Genomic DNA, 18,850 nt, shown 5'->3' on the forward strand with positions numbered 1-18,850 from the left:
TCAGGGGCGGGGGAGCGCCCGGTGCCGCCGCAGCCGCGAGCGGTCGACCGTGGTCCCGGCCCCCGCGAGGAGCCCCTTGAGGAAGCCCGCGCCCCACGTCGTCTGGATCGTCGCGACCACCGCGGCGTCCCGCAGCCGGTCGGCCGGCTCCGTCGCGCCGGCGCGGGCCGCGACGTAGCCGAGGAAGCCGGCGTAGGCGACCGGCGCGGCGTGCGCGAGGGCGAACGGCACCGGATGCCGACGGTCGGCGCCGGTCAGGGCGACGGCCGCGCTCGCGGCGAGCCCGGTGACGACCGCCGGCGCCGCGAGGTAGCGCAGCCGCGAGCGGCCACGACGACGGACCATCTCGCCGCGCCACACGCCGGTGGCCCACATCTGCCGGACGAGCGGGCGCCAGGCCTCGCGGGGCCAGTACGTCACCTCGACGTCCGGGACGAACCACACCTCGAGCCCCGCCGCGCGCAGCCGCTCGTTGAGGTCGTAGTCCTCGCCGCGGCGCAGCGTCTCGTCGTAGCCCCCGACGGCCTCCAGCGCCGAGCGGCGGAACACCCCGAGGTAGGCGGTCTCCGCCGGCCCCGCGGCGAGGCCGCCGTGGTGCACCCCGCCCCCGAGCCCGAGGCCGCTGTTGTACGCCCGCGCGACGGAGGCCTGCAGCGGGGTGCGGCCGACGGCGCGCATCACGCCGCCCGCGTTGGCGGCGCCGGTCTCGAGCAGCACGCCGACCATCCGGCGGGTGTAGCCGGCGGGCAGCTCCGAGTGCGCGTCGACCCGGACGACGAACTCGCCGGTCGAGGCCTCGAGGGCGCGGTTGAGCCCCGCGGGGATGTCGGTGGCGTCGTTCTCGACGACCCGCACCCGGGCGTCCTCGCGGGCGAGGCGGGCCGCGACCTCCTCGGTGCCGTCGCTCGACGGGGCGAGGGCCACGACGACCTCCTGGGGCCCGTCGTGGTCCTGCGCGAGCGCGGCACGCACCGCGTCGGGCAGGCGCAGCGCCTCGTTGAGGACGGGCACGAGATAGGACACGGACGGGCCGGACACGGGGTCACCTGGGGGTCGTCGGGTAGGGCGCGGGTCAGGCTATCGGGCGGTGCACGCGCACCGGGTACTCTCGACCCTCGGGCCCGCGACCGCGGGCCCGACCCGAGCGACGAGGATTCGATGGAACTGGTACGCACGACGCAGCGGCTCTGGGGCCGTCGCAGCGTGCTCGCGACGCTCGTGGTGCGTGATCTGCGGATCCGCTACGCGCAGAGCGTCCTCGGGTACGTGTGGACGGTGCTCGACCCGCTGCTCATGTCGCTCATCTACTTCGTGGTGTTCGTCTACATCTTCAAGCGGGGCGACCTCGGCCACCAGCCGTACTTCCTCTTCCTCATCGTCGGCCTGCTCGCCTGGCAGTGGTTCTCGACGGTGCTCACCGACACCTCGCGCGCCCTGACCGGCGAGGCCAAGCTCGTGCGCTCGACGAACCTCCCGCGCGAGATCTGGGTCGTGCGCGTCGTCCTCAGCAAGGGGGTCGAGTACCTGCTCTCGCTCCCGGTGCTCCTGGCCTTCCTGCTCTTCTACCTCGTCCGGGGGGAGGCCCAGCTCAACGCGTGGCTGCTGCTCTTCCCGGTGGCCGTCGCCCTCCAGGCCGTCGCGCTGCTCGGCTTCGGGCTGGTGCTGGCGCCGCTGACCGTCCTCGTCACGGACATGCAGCGCGTCGTGCGCATCGTCCTGCGGATGCTCTTCTACGCGACCCCGGTCATCTACGCGACGCACCTGGTCCCCGCGCCGTACGACAAGATCACCTGGCTCAACCCGATGACGGGCATCCTCGAGATGATGCGGGCCGGCTTCTTCGAGCACGACCGGCTGCCGATCGTCTGGGGGTCGGTCGTCACGGCCGTCGTCGTGTCCTTCGTCATGCTGCTCGTCGGGGTGGCGGTCTTCCGCCGCCTCGAGCGCGCCGTGCTCAAGGAGATCTGATGACCGAGCCCGTCATCTCCGTCGAGGGTCTCGGCGTCGAGTTCTACCGCTCGCGCCGGCGCCGGCTCTCGGTGCGCGAGATGCTCTTCCGCGGCTCGTCCGGCACGTCCAAGGAGACGTTCTGGGCGCTGCGGGACGTCTCCTTCGACATCCACCACGGCGAGGCCGTCGGGGTCGTGGGCGGCAACGGCGGCGGCAAGTCGACGCTGCTCAAGATGATCGCCGGGGTGCTCCTGCCCGACGAGGGCACGGTCACCGTCAACGGCGGCGTGGCCCCCCTCATCGAGCTGACCGGCGGGTTCGTCGGCGACCTCACGGCGCGCGACAACGTCTACCTCCTGGCCGGGCTGCACGGCGTCTCCAAGGAAGCCGTCGACGAGCGCTTCGACGAGATCGTCGCCTTCGCCGGTCCGCAGGTGAAGGCCGGCCTCGACACCCCGTACCGTCACTTCTCCTCCGGCATGAAGGTGCGCCTCGGCTTCGCGGTCGTCACGACCCTCGACGAGCCGATCGTCCTCGTCGACGAGGTGCTCGCGGTGGGGGACAAGGCCTTCCGCGAGAAGTGCTACAAGCGGATGGAGGACCTGCTCTCCGACGGGCGCACGCTCTTCCTCGTCAGCCACAGCGAGCGCGACCTGCGCCGCTTCGGCGACCGCGCCCTCTACCTGCGCCACGGCCGGCTCGCCGTCGACGGCTCGATGGACGAGGTCCTCGACCAGTACAACGCCGACCTCGAGCGCAACGCCTGAGGAGGCCCGGCCCGATGACCGAGCCCGCGACGCACGACCCTACCCCTGCCGCGGGGTCGTCCACCGCCGACGCGGACCCCGCCGGCCTGGTGACCGGGCGGCGGACCACCCGCCTCGACGTCGGCGTCGGCGTCCTCGTCGGGCTCGTCGTCGCGGCGGTCGTCCTCGTGTGGCGCTCGCCGCTCGTGCCGACCGACCCGTGGCACTACGTCATGGCGACCCTCGACTTCCCGAGCGACCAGTGGATCGCCCTCGGGCTGACGCGGTACGGGATCATGCTGGCCACCATCCCGCCGGCCCTGCTGTGGAAGAACGCGGAGGCGACGTACTACGTCTGGCCCCTGCTCTCGTGCGCGGTCCTCGCGGCCTCGGTCTACCTGCTCGGCCGCCGCTTCTGGGGCGTGCTCGCCGGGCTCGTCGCCGTCGTCGTGCTCTTCGCGAACACCGTCCTGTTCTACAACGCCTCCCGCTTCTACCCCGACGTCATGGCGATGGCGCTCGTCGTGCTGGCGCTGCTCACCGCGGTCCTCGCGCGCGACCGCGGCCTGCGCGGCCGCGGCGCGGTGCTCTGGGTGCTCGCCACCGGCTTCCTCCTCGGGTGGAGCTTCGAGGTCCGTGAGACGGCGTTCTTCTCGTGGCCCGTCGTCCTCGCCGTCCTGACCCGCCGGGGGTCGGCGCTGCGCACCTGGGCGCTCGTGGCGCTCCCGGTACTCGGGTGGGCCGCGGTCGACGTCGCCATCAGCACGCTCGCCTACGGGACGCCGCTGGCCAAGGTGCAGGCGCTGCTCGGGATGAACCCCGAGGGCGTCGGGTACCCGCCGCCGACGAGCGGCGGCCCGCCGGCCGACCTCTCGGAGCGCACCCGCGGCTACTACCTCCTGGCCGTCCCGCTGCGGGCGCTCGAGACGCGGCCCGACGGGCTGTGGATGGTCGCCACGGGCGTGCTCGCGATCCTCGCCCTCGTGGCGGGCAACCGGGCGCTGCGGCTCATGGCCTTCGGCTTCGTCAGCGTCTACGCGCTCAACCTCCTCGCCGGCGGCGTGGCCGTCCCGACCCGGCCGCTCGGGAGCATCGACAACCCGCGGTACTGGATCCAGTACTTCCCGCCGATCGCGCTCGTCGTCGGCGGGGTGACCGCGCTCCTCGCGGCCCGGTTGGCCCGGGCGCTGCCCCGCGGGCGGCGGCTCCTGCGTGCCGCCGCCGTCGGGGGCGTGGCCGTCCTGGTCTGCGCGGTGCCCGCCTACCACGCCCAGCGCTTCATGACGACGACCAGCGCCTTCGCCCCGAACGGCGGCGACGCGATGGAGCGGCTGCGCTCGGCCCTCGAGGGCCGCGACTTCCGGGTGCCGGCGGTGTGGACCGACAGCCGGACGATGCGTGTGCTGCCCGCCTACCAGCGGCCGGTGTTCAACGGCCCGCAGGTCTGGAGCGGCCCGGGGGAGCGCCTGCGCCCCGACTCGCAGCCCCGGCCCGGCGACGCGGTGCTCTACTACAGCGCCTACGACGACGGCGTGTGCGTGCACTGCTACGAGTCGATCCGCCCCTGGATGGAGGCGCACCCGACGCCCCCGGCGAGCTGGGAGCTGGTCTACGCCACCCCGGACCGCGTCGTCGAGCTCTACCTCGTGCGCTGACGCCCCGTCGGGGACGCGGCCGGGCTCAGTGCTCGGGGCCGCCCTCGAGGCGTCCGCGGACCTCGGCCTCGTCGAGGGCGATCCGGCGGGCGAGGCGGGTGTAGCGCGTCTCGAGGTCGCGGAAGCGCAGGTAGGTCGTCACCGTGAAGCTGAGGAAGGCGACGACGAGCCCGTAGAGGACGAGGTCGGTGCCACGACCGACGCCGAACACGTGCGCCAGGCGCGTCCACACGTCCGGGAAGATGATCGACACGACGGCGAACGCGGCGAACGCGAGCACCCCGAGGCGGCGGATGGCCTGCGCCCGGGCCCCGCGCGAGCGGAACAGCCGGGCCGCGACGACGGCGACGACGACGATGAGCAGGACCTGGACGACGACGAGCTTCATCGGAGGATCAGCTCCACGAGGATGTTGACGGAGTTCCACAGCGACTGGCCCTTGGAGCGCGAGTAGTCGGTGTAGAGGATGTGCACCGGGCTCTCGGCGTAGCGCACGTCCATCGCGCCGATCTGCTCGACGAGCTCGGAGGCGTGGGCCATCCGGTTCTGGGTGATGTCGATCCGCTCCACGACGTCGCGGCGAAGCAGCCGCAGCCCGTTGTGGGCGTCGGTCAGGCGCGTGTGCGTCGTGAGGTTGGTGTACCCGACGGCCGCCCGCAGCACGAGCCGCTTGGCCAGGCTCGGGGTCGTGCGGTCGTCGAGGAAGCGGGAGCCGAAGACGACCTGGAGGTCCTCGGCGCGCGCCTTCTCGAGCATGGCGAGCACGTCGTCGGTCTGGTGCTGGCCGTCGGCGTCGAAGGTGACGGCCCACTCCATGTCGGGGCGGGAGCGGACGTACTCGAAGCCCGTCTGCAGCGCCGCGCCCTGGCCGAGGTTGACGGGGTGGCGCACGACGACGGCCCCGGCCTCGCGGGCGACCTCGGCCCCGTCGTCGGCGGACCCGTCGTCGACGACGACGACCTGGGGGAAGACGCTGCGGGCCCGGGTGACGACGTCCCCGATGACCGCGGCCTCGTTGTAGAGCGGGATCACCAGCCAGACACCCGAGGTGTCGACCTGCCGTGAGGTGTTCATCGCCGACCAGCGTACGGGGCCGGGCGGGAGGCCCTCACCATCCGGCCTGCGCCGCCCGGCGGGCCCACCAGCGCAGGCCCTCGTACTTGACGCGGGCGACGTGGCCGCGGCGCCGCCGGCCGGTCGCGACGTGCTCGGCGTGCCGCAGGACGGCGCTCGGGAGGTACCGCACGGCGAGGCCGAGGCGCTCGCACTCGCTCGCGAACCACAGCTCCTCGCCGAAGAGCGCGAAGGGGTAGTCGGTGCGGCCGCCCGCCGCGAGGTAGCGGGGGGTGAGGACGACGCACGAGCCGTGGCCGGCGAACACGGCCGCGCCCGGCTCGACCCCGCTCACCGTGCGCGAGCTGTGCCCTCCGCGGCGCAGGAGGAAGAGGTCCGCGACCGCCGGGAAGCGGTGGGCCGCCGCGAGCAGGCGCAGGCGGCGGGCGCTCGGCGGGTGCAGCAGGTTGGGGTTCTGGTCCTGCCCGAGTGCGCCGAGCACCGACGGCGCGAGCCACCCGGCGTCGGGGTGCTGCGCCACCCCGTCGAGGAGCGCCGCGACGCACCCAGGGTCGGCGACGAGGTCGCAGTTGGACAGCACGAGGGGGAGGGCGGGGTCGACCTCGGGCAGCGCCCGGTGCAGGGCGGGGAGGTAGCCCGGGTTGTCCTCGAAGTCGAGGACGCGCACCCGCGGGTCGTCCCCGAAGGCGGCCCGGGCGGCCGCGGTGTCGCCGGGCTTGTTGGCGCACAGGACGATGTCGACCGGGGCGTCCGGGCCGAGCGAGGCGACGAGGCCGCGGGCGTCGTCGACGCCCCCGTAGGACACGACGACCCAGGTGAGGGCGGGGGCGGGGCTCATGCCGCCGCCTCGCGTGCGCCGCGGCGGAAGAGGGCGGCGTACACCGGCCCGAGGAGGCGCCCGGGGACGAGGCGGAAGGCCCCGCGCACGACGAGGTTGACGGCCATCCGCGGGACGCCGACGACGCCGGCGGCCCGCAGCCGGCGCTGGAGGTCCCACTCGTAGCGCAGCATCCGCCAGCCGCCGCGCCGCGAGATCATCTCGTCGCCGGCGTTGAAGAGCACGAGCGGCTCCTCGAGGTTCTCGGCCCGCGCCCCGGCCGCGAGCATCCGCGCGAAGAGGTCGTAGTCCTGCATGTAGCGCAGGTCGGCGTACCCCCCGACCCGCAGGGCGAGCTCGCGGCGGAAGAGGGAGGTGGGGTTGTTGACCGGGTTGTTGAGGGGCAGACGGCGCATGATCGCCGCGTGCGAGGCGGGGTTGGTCCGGACGCCGAGCACGTGCCCGGGGTCGCCGCGGAACTCGAGCATCGCGGAGCCGACGAGGTCCAGGCCGTGCTCCTCGAGGTGGCGCACCTGGCGCTCGAGGCGGGTGGGGAGCGAGACGTCGTCGCTGTCGTGCCGGGCGACGAGGTCGCCGGTCGCGAGCTCGAGGCCGCGCGCGGAGGCCAGGCCGCTGCCGACGTTGCGGGGGAGGCGCTCGACGCGGACGGACGGGTGCTCCGCGGCGGCCGCCGCGAGCGCCGCGTCCAGGGCGTCCGGCACGGGGCCGTCGACGACGACGAGGAACTCCTCCGGCGGCCGCGTCTGGCCGGTCACCGAGGCGACCGAGCGCTCGAGGTCGGCGACCGTGGTCCCGTGGTAGGTCGTCATGAGGACGGTGACGGTGGGGGGCACGGCCAGCAGTCTAGGAGGCGGCCGGGTCGCCGCCCGCGCCACGCAGGGTGGCCCACAGGCTCGCCACCTCGCGCCGGTTCAGCCACCCCCAGAGCGCGGCGAAGCCGAGCGCCCCACCCACCTGGGCCAGCACGCCGGCGGGGCCCGCGAGGTCGCGGGTCAGCAGGGCGACGGCGGCGACGACCGCGACACCGGCCACGAGGCGCATCGCGAGGTCGAGCCAGGACTGCCTCTCGAGCCACCAGACGGCGCCGAGCGTCGCGAGGGACGCGCTGCCCGCCCCGACGAGGTAGCCGAGCGCGACGCCGTCGACACCCATCGACGGGGCGAGGACGAACCACGTGGCGACGCCGAGCACGAGCCCGCCGAGGTTGACCGCCGCGACGACCTGCGGGCCGCGTCGCCGGGTGGACTGGAGGGCGGTCGCCCCGCCGAGGGCGACGGAGGTGAGCATCACCGCGCCGAGCAGCACCGGCAGGACCGCCTCGGAGCGGGCGAACGAGGCGCCGTAGACGACCCGGATGCCGAGCGGGCTGAGGATGACGAGCACGCCGATGACACCGACGAAGATCGCGACGAGCCGGCGCGCGATGGCGTCGCTGTGCCGGCGCACGGCCGCGCGGTCGGCGCGCCCCGCGGCGGCGACGAGCGGCGGGACGAGGGCGGTGCTCAGGGCGATGGCGAACATCGACATCGGGGTGGCGAGGGAGAGCGCGGCCGCGAAGTCGCCGGCGCCGCTCTCGCCGCTCCAGTGGTGGGCCGCGAGCTGCGAGGCCTGGAGCAGCCCACCGCCCGCGAGGACGCCGACCGCCGAGAACGCGACCCACTGGTCGATCTCGCGCCGGGCGGCGCGGTCGAGGCGACCCCGGACGCGGGCCGGCCACGTGGCCACCGCGAAGAGGCCGTACCCGACGGCGAGGGGGATCAGGGTGAGCAGGTCGAGGTCGAGGACCAGCACGAGCGCGAGCACGGAGAGGGAGGTGACGGCGGCGAGCGTGTCCCAGAGGGCCACCTGCCGGAACCCGAGGAGCCCGAACCGGACGCCGCGGGTCGTCACGTAGACGGAGTAGGTCCAGCAGAGCACGACGCTCGCGACGACCTGCACCGGCTGCAGCCCGAGCCACCACGCCCCGAGCAGCCCGGTGGCCGTCGGCAGGACGGTGGCCACGAGAAGGGAGCGCTGGGCGATGTGACGGGCCACGCGCAGGGCGCCCTCCTCGTCCCCGAGCGAGCGGCGCAGCGCCACGAAGCGGGTGCCGGCGCTCGCCGCGGGGGAGGCCCAGGCGAGGCTCGTGAGGACCGAGATCGACAGCGCGCTGTTGGCCTGGCCGAGCAGCTCGCGGGAGCCGAGGCGGCCGATGATGACGCTGTAGACGAGGCGGGCGGCCCCCTGGACCGCCGTCGCGTAGGTGCTCAGCGCTGCGTTGTCCCGCAACGCCGCTGCGGGCGTGGAGCCTGGGGGGCGCTCCGGCGGCGGGGGCGCGGAGGGCATCGGCGAAGCATACCGGCGGGCCGTCCTCGGGTTGCGCCGAAACCCCGGTACGCGAGTGACGGCTGTGACAGACTCGAAGGACCCTGCCGTCCCCGAGGTGCCACGCCGTGCCGTCGGGGAAAATCCCCTCACTCCGTGGACTTCGCCATGCGCTCATTCCGCCTGCTCACCGCCACCACCCTGCTCGGTGGCCTCGCCGTCGTCGCCCCCGTGACCGGTCCGGTCACGGCCCGGGCCGTCACTCCCGTCGTGGAGGACGTCCCGATGCCCGCCGTGACACCCGTACCGACCGGCACGCCGACCCCCTCACCGGACGCGACGGGAGCCGGCGCCCTGCGCGCGGCGACCCCGAGCCCGAGCGCGTCCTCGCGCCCGTCGCCCTCGCCCTCGGCGACGCCGACGGTCGGCACCCGGCCGACCACCCCCGCCGGGGAGCAGCAGAGCCTGCTCGAGCGGGACGGCGAGAGCCTCGACGTCGTCGGCGTCAGCTTCCCGGACGAGGCCTCCGCCGCCCGCTCCACCGTCGAGGTCCGCACGAAGACCGACGGCCGGTGGAACGCCTGGGTGGAGGCCGCGGTCGACCCGGACGGCCCCGACGGTGACACCGAGGAGGCCCGCCGGGCCCGCGTCGGCACCGAGCCCGTGGCGGTCGCCGGGTCCGAGGCGGTGCAGATCCGCGTCCGCGCGGCCCGCGGGGTGGACCTCACGAAGGCCCACGCGGCCCTCGTCGACGCCGGCGACAGCGCGGCGGACGCCTCCGTCGGCCGGCCGGCCCTCGGGGCGGCCCACGCGGCCGGCCTCGCGCCGGCGATGGTGACCCGCGCCCAGTGGGGCGCCGACGAGAGCCTGCGCGGCTGCTCCCCGAGCTACAACGACAAGATCTCCGGCGCCATCGTCCACCACACGGTCAACGCGAACGACTACTCCGCGTCCGAGGCGGCCGGGCTCGTGCGCGGCATCTACGCGTACCACACGCGCTCCAACGGCTGGTGCGACATCGGCTACAACTTCCTCGTCGACCGCTTCGGCCGGCTCTACGAGGGCCGCTACGGCGGCGTCGAGCGCAACGTCCAGGGCGCCCAGGCCGGTGGCTTCAACGCCCAGACCGTCGGCATCGCGTCGATCGGCACCCACGACTCCTCGCAGGCCGGCGCCACGACGCCGTCGAGCTCGGTGCTCGCGACCGTCGCGAAGGTCATCGCGTGGAAGGCCGTGCTCAACGGCTGGGACCCGAGCACGAGCGCGACGTTCACCGCCGCCTCGGGGGCCGACAAGTACACCCCCGGCACGAAGATCACCCGCCCGCGCGTCTCGGGGCACCGCGACTTCAGCCTCACCTCGTGCCCGGGCAACCTCTACTACACCCAGCTCCCGGCCCTGCGGACCGCCGTCCAGGCGCGCTACCAGGAGGACCTGGCGAGCAGCGTCGGCGCGATGACCGGTGCCTCCGGTGACGAGGCCTACGGCCGCCCGGCCGGGTCGTCGTTCGACCTCTCGGGCCGGGGCTTCGGCCACGGCCGCGGGATGAGCCAGTACGGGGCCTACGGCGCCGCGCTCAAGGGCCTGACGACCGAGCAGACGCTCGCCTTCTACTACCCGAAGACCTCCCTCGTGTCGACGATCGGCAACCCCACGCTGCGGGTCTGGCTCTCGGCCGTCGGCAGCGGTGGCACCTCGGTGCGCTCGACGCCCGACCTCGTGATGTCGACCGGCGGTCGCACCGCGACGATCTACGGCCGCAACGCCGACGGCAGCGTCCGGGACCGCTGGCGCCTCGTCCCGGACTCCAAGGGCCTCACCCTCCAGTGGCTCGAGAAGGGCGTCTGGCGCAGCACGTCGAGCTGGCGCGCGATGACCGGCGGCGTCCGCCTCGTCGACACCCGGGCCGGCAAGGTCCGCGTCGTCCTCCCGAGCGGTGAGGAGCGCGCCTACCGGCGCACGGTCGAGACGACGAAGTCCGGCTCCGGCGCGCTGACGACGAACGTGCTCTCGCTCGACTACTACCTGCAGAGCGTCGTGCCCTCGGAGATGCCGGCCTCGTGGTCGAGCGCCGCCCTGCGCACGCAGGCCGTCGCCGCCCGCACCTACGCGCTCTACCAGCGTGCGCACCGGCCCTCGGGCTCGCTGTACGACGTCTGCGACAGCACGTCGTGCCAGGTCTTCAAGGGCCTCAACGGCTACACCTCGAGCGGCGGGGTCATCCCCTTCGAGAACGCCGCCACGACCGCGGCGGTCAAGGCGACGACGGGACGCGCGCTGTACTACGGCGGCGCGCCGGCCCTCACCGAGTTCTCGTCGTCGAACGGCGGCTACACGGTGGCGTCGTCGCTGCCGTACCAGCGCGCGGTGGCCGACCCCTACGACGCCGTGCCCTCGGGCAGCCCCAGCCGGTGGACGAGCACCCTCTCGGTCGCCGCGGTCGAGCGGGCCTTCCCCTCGGTCGGCCGGCTCACCGCGCTGCGCGTCGACTCCCGCGACGGGAACTCCACGTGGGGCGGCCGCATCGCGTCCGTGACGGTCCAGGGCCTCGACGGGGAGAGCACCGTCTCGGGTGACTCCTTCCGGGGCAGGCTCGGGCTGCGCAGCACGTGGTGGACCGTGACCTCGGCGCCGGCGCAGTCGGCGGCCTCGTTCCCGAAGGATCTCTCCGGCGACGGCAAGGGCGACCTCCTCGCCGTCGACTCCTCGCGGCGGCTCACCGTCGTGGCCGGTAACGGCGCCGGCGGGTTCTCGAGCAGGCCGATGGTCGGCACCGACTGGTCGTCGGTCTCGCTCGTCGCCAACGTCGGGACGTGGGACAACGACAGCCGCCACGACGTCGTCGAGCGCGACAAGGGGACGCTGTACTACCACCCGGGCGACGGCAACGGCCGGCTGAACCCGCGGCAGAAGATCAGCTCGGGCTGGGACGGCGTCGACTGGGTCGCCGGCACCGGGGACATGGACCAGGACGGGCGCACCGACTTCCTCGCGCGCCAGGTCAACGGCCAGCTGAAGATCTACCGCGGCGACGGCCGCGGTGGCGTCCTCGGCACGAAGCTCATCGGCTCCGGCTTCGGGGCCTTCCGCGTCCTCGTGGCGCCGGGCGACGTGACCGGCGACGGTCTGCCCGACGTCCTCGGCATCCGGGCGAGCGACGACGCGATGCTGCTCTACGCCGCGGCCCCGTCGCGCGACGGCCGCCTCTCGGCGCCGGTCGTGGTCCCCGGCTCCTGGTCCGGCGACAGCACCGTCGTCGGCGCCGGTGACGTCACCGGCGACGGGCGCGCCGACCTCGTCGCGCGCAAGTCCTCCACGGGGGCGCTCGTCGTCCTGCGCGGCGACGGGGCCGGCGGCTTCACCGCCGGGTCCGACGTGGCCGGGACCTCGACGTGGCGCACCTGGACCCGCTGGTCCTCCTGACGGCACCCGACGACCGAGGGCCGCGCGAGCATCGCGCGGCCCTCTGTCGTGTCGTGGCGTGTGGCGGGGGAGGCCGTCAGGCGAGGTCGACGGTCAGCGGGGCGCCGGTGGCCTCGCGGACCTGCTCCTCGGTGACGTCCGGCGCGAGCTCGCGCAGGACGAGGCCGTCCTCGGTGACGTCGATGACGGCGAGGTCGGTGATGATCCGCTGGACGACGGCCTTGCCGGTCAGGGGCAGCGAGCACTCGGCGACGATCTTGTGCGAGCCGTCCTTGGCGACGTGCTCCATGAGGACGACGACCTTCTTCGCGCCGTGGACGAGGTCCATGGCCCCGCCCATGCCCTTGACCATCTTGCCGGGGATCATCCAGTTGGCGATGTCGCCGGTCGCCGAGACCTGCATCGCGCCGAGGATCGCGGCGTCGACCTTGCCGCCGCGGATCATCCCGAAGGAGAGGGCGGAGTCGAAGTAGGAGGCGCCGCGACGGACCGTGACGGTCTCCTTGCCGGCGTTGATGAGGTCGGGGTCGACCGCGTCCTCGGCCGGGTAGGCACCGACGCCGAGGATGCCGTTCTCGGACTGCAGGACGATCTCGACGTCGTCGGGGACGTAGTTCGGCACGAGGGTCGGCAGGCCGATGCCGAGGTTGACGTACGCGCCGTCCTCGAGCTCGGCGGCGGCGCGGGCGGCCATCTGCTCACGGGTCAGCGGCATGGCTCAGGCCTCCTGGGGCGCACGGACGGTGCGCTTCTCGATGTGCTTGTCGGCGGCCTGCTCGGGCGTCAGCGGCAGGACGCGCTGGACGTAGATGCCGGGCAGGTGGACCTCGTCGGGGTCGAGCTCGCCGGGCTCGACGAGCTCCTCGACCTCGGCGACCGTGATGCGTCCGGCCATCGCCGCGAGCGGGTTGAAGTTGCGGGAGGACTTGTTGAACACGAGGTTGCCGTGCCGGTCGCCCTTCCAGGCGCGCACGAGACCGAAGTCGGCGACGATCGCGTGCTCGAGGACGTACTCGCGCTCCTCGCCGTCGCGCTCGAAGACCCGCACCTCCTTGGCGGGGGAGGCCTTCTCGACCCCGCCGTGGCCGTCGTACTTCCACGGCAGCCCGCCGTCGGCGACCTGGCTGCCGACGCCGGTCGGGGTGAAGAACGCCGGGATGCCGGCGCCGCCGGCGCGCAGCCGCTCCGCGAGCGTGCCCTGCGGCGTGAGCTCGACCTCGAGCTCGCCCTCGAGGTACTGCCGGGCGAACTCCTTGTTCTCGCCGACGTACGAGGAGACCATCCGGCGGATCTGCTTGCTCTGCAGGAGGATGCCGAGCCCCCACTCGTCGACCCCGCAGTTGTTGGAGACGACCTCGAGGTCCTTGGTGCCGGCCCGGTGGAGCTCGGCGATGAGGACCGAGGGGATGCCGCAGAGCCCGAACCCGCCGACGGCGAGGGTCGCCCCGTCGGAGATCCCGGCCACGGCCTCGGCTGGTGTGGCGACGACCTTGTCCATGGTCGGCACCCTAGCGCGGGCCGACCGGGGCCCCACGACGGGTGCCGACCACACAGGTCCGGCCGGCGAGCGGGGTCGGCCGCCATGCGCGGGGACCGGCCGGTCGGCGCCGACGACGTCGGCCGGACGGTCCGGGCCGACAAGTACAGCGGTGTAATTCGACGGAACCGGTTGCGCGCCCGTCGTGCCCAGTGAGAGAACAGGTGTGCCCGGTGATCCGACGGTGGCGGATGTGACATCTGAGACGACGGATTCCGGGCCACGTCCGGTTCCCTGCCCCGGGCGTACCCCCTGCCGAGGAGCCCTGCGTGTCCCTGCCCCATGTCGACGCCCCGACGAACCGACGCCTGCCCGTGCGGACCCTCGGAGCCCTGTCGGCCTCCGTCATCGCGTTCCCGCTCGCGGCCGGGACGGCCGAGGCCGCGACCCTGCCGCTGCCCAAGCCGAGCCGGACCCTGCCCTCGGCGCTCGACGTGGCCCCGCCCTACCAGCCGGGCACGCTGTGCCTGACCGAGAACCAGGTCGGGCCGGTCGCCTTCGCGAAGCTCCTCGACGCGACCTACGGCAAGCACGTGTGGGGCGTCCTGCGCACGTGCGACCAGGAGCACGGCGAGGGACGCGCCCTCGACTGGATGCTCAATGCCGCCAAGAGCTCCGACCTCGCGATGGGCAACGCGATCACCCGCTGGCTCGCCGCCCCCGACGCCCAGGGCCGCCAGGGCGCGATGGCCCGCCGGGTGGGCATCAACTACATCATCTGGAACCGGCAGATCTGGAAGGCCTGGGCGCCCGAGCGCGGCTGGCAGGCCTACACCGGCTCCTCGCCCCACACCGACCACATCCACCTCTCCTTCACCTGGGACGGCGCGGTCAAGCGCACGTCGTGGTGGACCGGCACGGCGGTCACCAACTACCTCACCGGCCCTCCCGGTACGGGGATGCCCACCTCCAACGACCCGCGCGACTACGTCAAGGTGACGCTGCGCCGCGGCTCGCGCGGCAAGCCCGTCGAGGTGCTCCAGCGCTCCATCGGCGGCATCGGCGTCGACGGCTCCTTCGGCCCGGCCACCGAGACCCGCGTCCTCGGCTACCAGAAGGAGAAGGGCCTCACGCAGAACGGCATCGTCGACAGCCGTGTCTGGAACGCGATCATCGGCGCCCCGAGCACCGGCGGCACGACCGGCTCCGGCTCGACCACGCCCACGACGAGCGCGCTCGCGAAGTACGCCGGGACCGTCCTGCGCAAGGGCTCGCGCGGGGAGGCCGTCACGGCGATGCAGAAGGCCGTCGGCGGCCTCGTCGCCGACGGGTCGTTCGGCCCGGCGACCGAGGCCCGCGTCAAGGCGTACCAGAAGTCGAAAGGCCTGCCGCAGAACGGTGTCGTCGACGCCACGGTGTGGGCCGCACTCATGGGCACCACGACCGCGGCCACCGGCTCGACCGGCTCGTCGCTCGCGAAGTACTCCAAGGTCGTCCTGCGCCTCTGGTCGCGCGGCGAGGCCGTCAAGGCGATGCAGAAGGCCGTCGGCGGCATCGCGGTCGACGGGTCGTTCGGCCCGGCGACCGAGGCCCGCGTCAAGGCCTGGCAGCGCTCGAAGGGGCTCGCGGCCGACGGCGTCGTCGACGCCAAGGACTGGAAGGTGCTGGCCGGCGGCTCGTCCGGGGTCGCCGCGTCGACGCCGGCCACCTCCAAGCCCTCGACGTCCACCCCCGCGACGACGAGCACCGAGCTCACCGCCCACAAGGGGAGCGTCCTGCGGTCCGGCTCGGCCGGCGCGGCGGTCAAGGCGCTCCAGCGCGCCCTCGGCGGCCTGTCCGCCGACGGCCGCTACGGGCCGGCCACCCAGGCGCGGGTCGTCTCCTTCCAGCGCGCCGCCGGGCTCACGGCGACCGGCGTCGTCGACCGGGCGACGTGGGACGCGGTGGAGCGCTCCGTGCACCCGCTGCTCGCGCACTGGAACACCGTGCTCAAGCGGGGCTCGCACGGCGCCGCGGTCGTCGCGCTCCAGCGGGCCCTCGGGATCGCCGCCGACGGGTCCTTCGGGCCGGCGACGGAGACCGCCGTCAAGGCCGCCCAGAAGGCCGCCCACCTGGCGCAGACGGGCGTCGTCGCCACCGTGACGTGGAAGGCCGTCGAGGCCCGCGCCCGCTGAGCGGGGCTCAGGCCTCCCGCGTGACGCCCTCGCTCGCGAGGCGTGCCGCGCGGGTGCCCGGCCCGGGGGTGCCCCGGGTCAGCACGAGCGAGCCGTCACCGGCCCACGCCGCGAGCGCGAGCCGCAGCAGCTCACCGGTGTCGGTGGTCTGCGTGTGCACCCGGCCGCCCGTCCCGTCGCCGGCGGCGGGGACGACCTCGGCGTAGGCGAGGACGTCGGCGCCGTCCCGCAGGGCCGGGTCCGCGGGGTCGGGCTCGTCCAGGGCGACGAGGACGTCGCCGTGCGTGGCGAGGTCGCGCGCCTCGTCGACGGCGCCGCCCGGCACCTCGACCGCGGCGGCCCGGGCCAGGGCCGCGAGGGTGACGACGACGAGGTGCTCGGCGCCGCCGCCGCGGGCGGGGTCGTCGGTGACGACGACGTCGGCGCCGTGCCCGTCGTCGCCCGGACGCGCCACCTCGACGCAGGCCCCGACCGACCAGGCGGCCAGCGCCCAGTACAGCGTGCGCCAGTGCGGCGGGAGGGCGAGGCGGACGACGCTGCCCGGCCCGGCGTCGAGCTCGTCCTGGAGCAGGTTGCCGGCCTTGGCGACCCAGTTGGCGAGGACGCGTGCCGAGAGCTCGACGCGCTCACCCGCGGTCGGGCCGTCCGTGTCGTCGTAGACGGTGACCCGGGGGCGTCCCGGGTCGGCCGCCACGAGGCCGGCGAGGAGGGCTGCGGGGGTGCGCGCGGGGGCCATCCCCCGGACGGTAGCAAGGGCCTCACCGACTAGGCTCGGCGACCATGAGTGGGCGCACCGTCATCACGTTCGGGACCTTCGACGTCTTCCACGTCGGCCACGTCCGGGTGCTCGAGCGCGCCGCCGCCCTCGGCGACCGGCTCGTCGTCGGGGTCTCCGCCGACGCGCTCAACGTCGCCAAGAAGGGTCGGCCCCCGGTCTACACGCAGGACGAGCGGATGGAGATCGTGCGCTCGCTGCGCGTCGTCGACGCGGTGTTCGTCGAGGAGTCGCTCGAGGCCAAGCGCGACTACGTCGTCGAGCACGGCGCCGACGTGCTCGTCATGGGCGACGACTGGGCGGGCAAGTTCGACTGGGTGTCGGACGTGTGCGAGGTCGTCTACCTGCCGCGCACCCCCTCGGTGTCGACGACGGGCATCATCGAGCACATCTCCGGCCTCGGGTCGTGACCGGCCGCGGCCTCACCGCCACCGGCCTGGGCGCGGCCCTCTGGGTCGTCGTCGTCACGACGGTGGGCGGCGTGGCCGCCGCGGTGGGCGTCTGGTCGCCCTGGCTGGGCTGGCCGGTCGCGGTGCTCGCCGCGGTCGGGGCGTGGTGGGCCGTCCGCGGCCTCCCGGCCGTCCGGACCGCGGCCGCACCGGGCCTCGCGCTCGTCGCGCTCGTGCTCGGCTTCGCGGTCTACGCCGGCGTCACCCACTCCGAGCACGTCCTGCCGCGCCGTGACGCCGCGAGCAACCTCCAGGCGGCGGTCAGCCTGGCGGCGACGGGGGAGCGGGTCGTCCCCGTCGACCCCTCGGTCATCGGCGGGCCGCGGCCCCTCGAGGACGGTGACGTCACGGTCGCCAGCGCCGCGTTCTACCAGGTGGGGTCCGCCGACGACCCCGCCGTCCAGCCGCAGTTCCTCATGGCCCCGGCCGTCGTCTACGGCTACGGCGTGTGGGCCGGCGGGCCCCCGCTCGCCCAGCTGCTCCCGGCGGTCGTCATGGCGCTGGTCCTCCTCGTCCTCGGGCTGTTCGCGGGGCACCTGGCCGGACCGTGGTGGGGCGTCGCCGCCGCCGGCCTCACGGCCGTGCTCTTCCCGGTCCTCAACGTCGCCCGTGGCACGTACTCCGAGCAGCTGGCCCTGCTGACCCTCGTCGGCGGGCTGCTCGCCCTGACCCTCGCGGTCGGTCGCGACGTGCCCGGCACCCGGCGGCTCGCGCTCGTCGCCGGGGTCCTCGTCGGCGGCACGGCCCTGGCGCGGGTCGACGCGCTGCGCGAGGTCCTCCTGCTCCTGCCCTTCCTCGCGGTCGGCGCCGCCCTCGGCCACCGCTGGGTGCGTCCGTTCGTCACGGGGCTCGCGGCCTCGAGCGTCGTCGCCTGGGGCCTCGCGGTGCTGCTGTCCTACCGCTACCTCGGTGACATCCACGCGAGCCTGCTGCCGCTCGTCGCGATGGCCGCCCTCGTCCTCGTCGCCTCCGTCGGGGGCCTGGTGCTGTGGCGGCGCGGGCGCCGGCTGCCGGGCGGGGTCGTCCGCCGGCTGCCGGACGTCGTCGGCGCGCTCACCGTCGTCGTCGGGGTCGGCCTGTGGACCCGCCCGTGGTGGATGACCGTGCGCCAGGACCCGAACGACCCCGGGGCCCGCTACGTCGCCGGGATGCAGCGCCGCCAGGGCCTGCCCGTCGACGGCGGCCGCACCTACGCCGAGCACACCGTCGACTGGCTCTCCTGGTACGTCGGCTGGGTCGCGCTCGTCGTCGCGCTCGTCGCGCTGGCCGTGCTGCTGCGCCGCGCGCTGCGCTCGCTCGGCGAGGGGCGGCTCGAGCCGTGGGCGCCCGTCCTCGTCATGGCCGCGGGCTCGACCGTCCTCACGCTGCTGCGCCCGGGCATCACCCCGGACCACCCGTGGGCCGACCGGCGGCTGCTCATCATGCTGCCGTTCGTCGTCGTGCTCGTCGTCGTGGCGGCCGCGTGGGCGGCGCGGCGGCTGGTGTCGTCCGGGCGCCCTTGGGGGACACCGGTGGTGGCGGTGGCGACCGTGCTCGCGCTCGGGGTGCCGGCCGTGCTCGCGACGTGGCCGTTCCGCGGGGTCGGGGTCGAGCGCGGGTCGCTCGAGGCGGCCGACCGCGTCTGCGCGGCGCTGGGCCCCGACGACGTCGTGCTCGGCATCGACGGCCGGGCCTCCTCGGAGTGGCCGCAGACCGTGCGCGGGATGTGCGGCCGCCCGTTCTTCGTCGCGGCGACCCCGGTGCGCCAGGACCCGCAGCGCCTCGCGGTGCTCGTCCAGGAGCTCGCGCGCGGGGCGTCCTCGAGCGGGCACCGGCTCGTGCTGCTCGCCGCCGACGGCCCCGAGGCCATCGAGGAGCTCGGTCTCACGCCGCGCTCGGTGGCGGACCTGCGCTTCCCGGAGGAGGAGCACGCGCTCGACCGCCCGCCGCGACGCACCGACCTCGGTGGGGTCCGGGTCTCGGTGGCCGAGGTGCCGCTGCGCTGA

General features: G+C 74.6%; 16 protein-coding genes. 7 read left to right on the forward strand and 9 right to left on the reverse strand.

Going from position 1 to position 18,850, the window contains the following annotated elements:
- Positions 1-1,038 (reverse strand): glycosyltransferase, encoded by a 1,038-nt coding sequence (locus tag LG324_RS07825; protein WP_404352837.1) that lies wholly within the window; start codon positions 1,036-1,038, stop codon positions 1-3.
- A gap of 120 nt (positions 1,039-1,158) precedes the next feature.
- On the opposite strand from LG324_RS07825, the gene LG324_RS07830 reads away from it, so the two are divergent.
- The 3 genes from LG324_RS07830 to LG324_RS07840 are packed head-to-tail and all read left to right on the forward strand — an operon-like array spanning position 1,159 to position 4,351.
- Positions 1,159-1,968: an ABC transporter permease gene (locus tag LG324_RS07830; protein ID WP_051750357.1), complete on the forward strand. Its 810-nt coding sequence runs from the start codon at positions 1,159-1,161 to the stop codon at positions 1,966-1,968.
- Positions 1,968-2,717, forward strand: coding sequence for an ABC transporter ATP-binding protein (locus LG324_RS07835; protein WP_404352838.1), 750 nt, complete (start codon positions 1,968-1,970; stop codon positions 2,715-2,717). The genes LG324_RS07830 and LG324_RS07835 overlap by 1 nt, the downstream gene beginning before the upstream one ends.
- A gap of 14 nt (positions 2,718-2,731) precedes the next feature.
- Complete coding sequence (locus tag LG324_RS07840) at positions 2,732-4,351, forward strand: hypothetical protein (protein ID WP_404352839.1); 1,620 nt, start codon at positions 2,732-2,734, stop codon at positions 4,349-4,351.
- A gap of 25 nt (positions 4,352-4,376) precedes the next feature.
- Here LG324_RS07840 and LG324_RS07845 read toward each other — a convergent pair whose 3' ends face one another.
- Genes LG324_RS07845 through LG324_RS07865 form a run of 5 tightly spaced genes read right to left on the reverse strand, consistent with a single transcriptional unit; the run spans position 4,377 to position 8,588 of the window.
- The gene (locus LG324_RS07845) at positions 4,377-4,739 is read right to left on the reverse strand and encodes a DUF2304 domain-containing protein (RefSeq protein ID WP_036829426.1); all 363 of its coding nucleotides are present in this window, start codon (positions 4,737-4,739) and stop codon (positions 4,377-4,379) included.
- Positions 4,736-5,425 (reverse strand): glycosyltransferase family 2 protein, encoded by a 690-nt coding sequence (locus LG324_RS07850; protein ID WP_030527651.1) that lies wholly within the window; start codon positions 5,423-5,425, stop codon positions 4,736-4,738. Before LG324_RS07850 ends, LG324_RS07845 begins: the two co-directional genes overlap by 4 nt.
- A gap of 34 nt (positions 5,426-5,459) precedes the next feature.
- Positions 5,460-6,263, reverse strand: a complete 804-nt coding sequence (locus LG324_RS07855; protein ID WP_404352840.1) for a glycosyltransferase family 2 protein — start codon at positions 6,261-6,263, stop codon at positions 5,460-5,462.
- Complete coding sequence (locus tag LG324_RS07860) at positions 6,260-7,096, reverse strand: glycosyltransferase (RefSeq protein ID WP_051750356.1); 837 nt, start codon at positions 7,094-7,096, stop codon at positions 6,260-6,262. Before LG324_RS07860 ends, LG324_RS07855 begins: the two co-directional genes overlap by 4 nt.
- Positions 7,097-7,106: 10 nt before the next feature.
- Positions 7,107-8,588: a lipopolysaccharide biosynthesis protein gene (locus LG324_RS07865; protein WP_404352841.1), complete on the reverse strand. Its 1,482-nt coding sequence runs from the start codon at positions 8,586-8,588 to the stop codon at positions 7,107-7,109.
- Positions 8,589-8,723: 135 nt separating this feature from the next.
- Here LG324_RS07865 and LG324_RS07870 point away from each other — a divergent pair, with 135 nt between their 5' ends.
- The gene (locus LG324_RS07870) at positions 8,724-11,990 is read left to right on the forward strand and encodes a SpoIID/LytB domain-containing protein (RefSeq protein ID WP_404352843.1); all 3,267 of its coding nucleotides are present in this window, start codon (positions 8,724-8,726) and stop codon (positions 11,988-11,990) included.
- A 76-nt stretch (positions 11,991-12,066) separates the two neighbouring features.
- On the opposite strand, the gene LG324_RS07875 is transcribed toward LG324_RS07870, so the two are convergent.
- Positions 12,067-12,705 carry a CoA transferase subunit B gene (locus tag LG324_RS07875; protein WP_030527646.1) on the reverse strand — a complete coding sequence of 213 codons (639 nt, stop codon included), beginning with the start codon at positions 12,703-12,705 and terminating at the stop codon, positions 12,067-12,069.
- 3 nt (positions 12,706-12,708) lie between these two features.
- A complete protein-coding gene (locus LG324_RS07880; protein WP_030527645.1) occupies positions 12,709-13,488 on the reverse strand; it encodes a CoA transferase subunit A in 780 nt (259 codons plus the stop codon).
- 308 nt (positions 13,489-13,796) lie between these two features.
- Between LG324_RS07880 and LG324_RS07885 the strand changes: the two genes are divergently transcribed.
- The gene (locus LG324_RS07885; RefSeq protein ID WP_404352844.1) at positions 13,797-15,641 is read left to right on the forward strand and encodes a peptidoglycan-binding protein; all 1,845 of its coding nucleotides are present in this window, start codon (positions 13,797-13,799) and stop codon (positions 15,639-15,641) included.
- A gap of 7 nt (positions 15,642-15,648) precedes the next feature.
- On the opposite strand, the gene LG324_RS07890 is transcribed toward LG324_RS07885, so the two are convergent.
- Positions 15,649-16,377: a TIGR03089 family protein gene (locus tag LG324_RS07890; protein ID WP_404352845.1), complete on the reverse strand. Its 729-nt coding sequence runs from the start codon at positions 16,375-16,377 to the stop codon at positions 15,649-15,651.
- A gap of 44 nt (positions 16,378-16,421) precedes the next feature.
- Here LG324_RS07890 and LG324_RS07895 point away from each other — a divergent pair, with 44 nt between their 5' ends.
- Both LG324_RS07895 and LG324_RS07900 read left to right on the forward strand, forming a co-directional pair.
- Positions 16,422-16,826 carry an adenylyltransferase/cytidyltransferase family protein gene (locus tag LG324_RS07895; protein ID WP_030527642.1) on the forward strand — a complete coding sequence of 135 codons (405 nt, stop codon included), beginning with the start codon at positions 16,422-16,424 and terminating at the stop codon, positions 16,824-16,826.
- Positions 16,823-18,850: a hypothetical protein gene (locus LG324_RS07900; RefSeq protein ID WP_404352846.1), complete on the forward strand. Its 2,028-nt coding sequence runs from the start codon at positions 16,823-16,825 to the stop codon at positions 18,848-18,850. Before LG324_RS07895 ends, LG324_RS07900 begins: the two co-directional genes overlap by 4 nt.

The organism is Phycicoccus jejuensis (assembly GCF_044797865.1).
GTDB classification, from domain to species: Bacteria; Actinomycetota; Actinomycetes; order Actinomycetales; family Dermatophilaceae; genus Phycicoccus; species Phycicoccus jejuensis.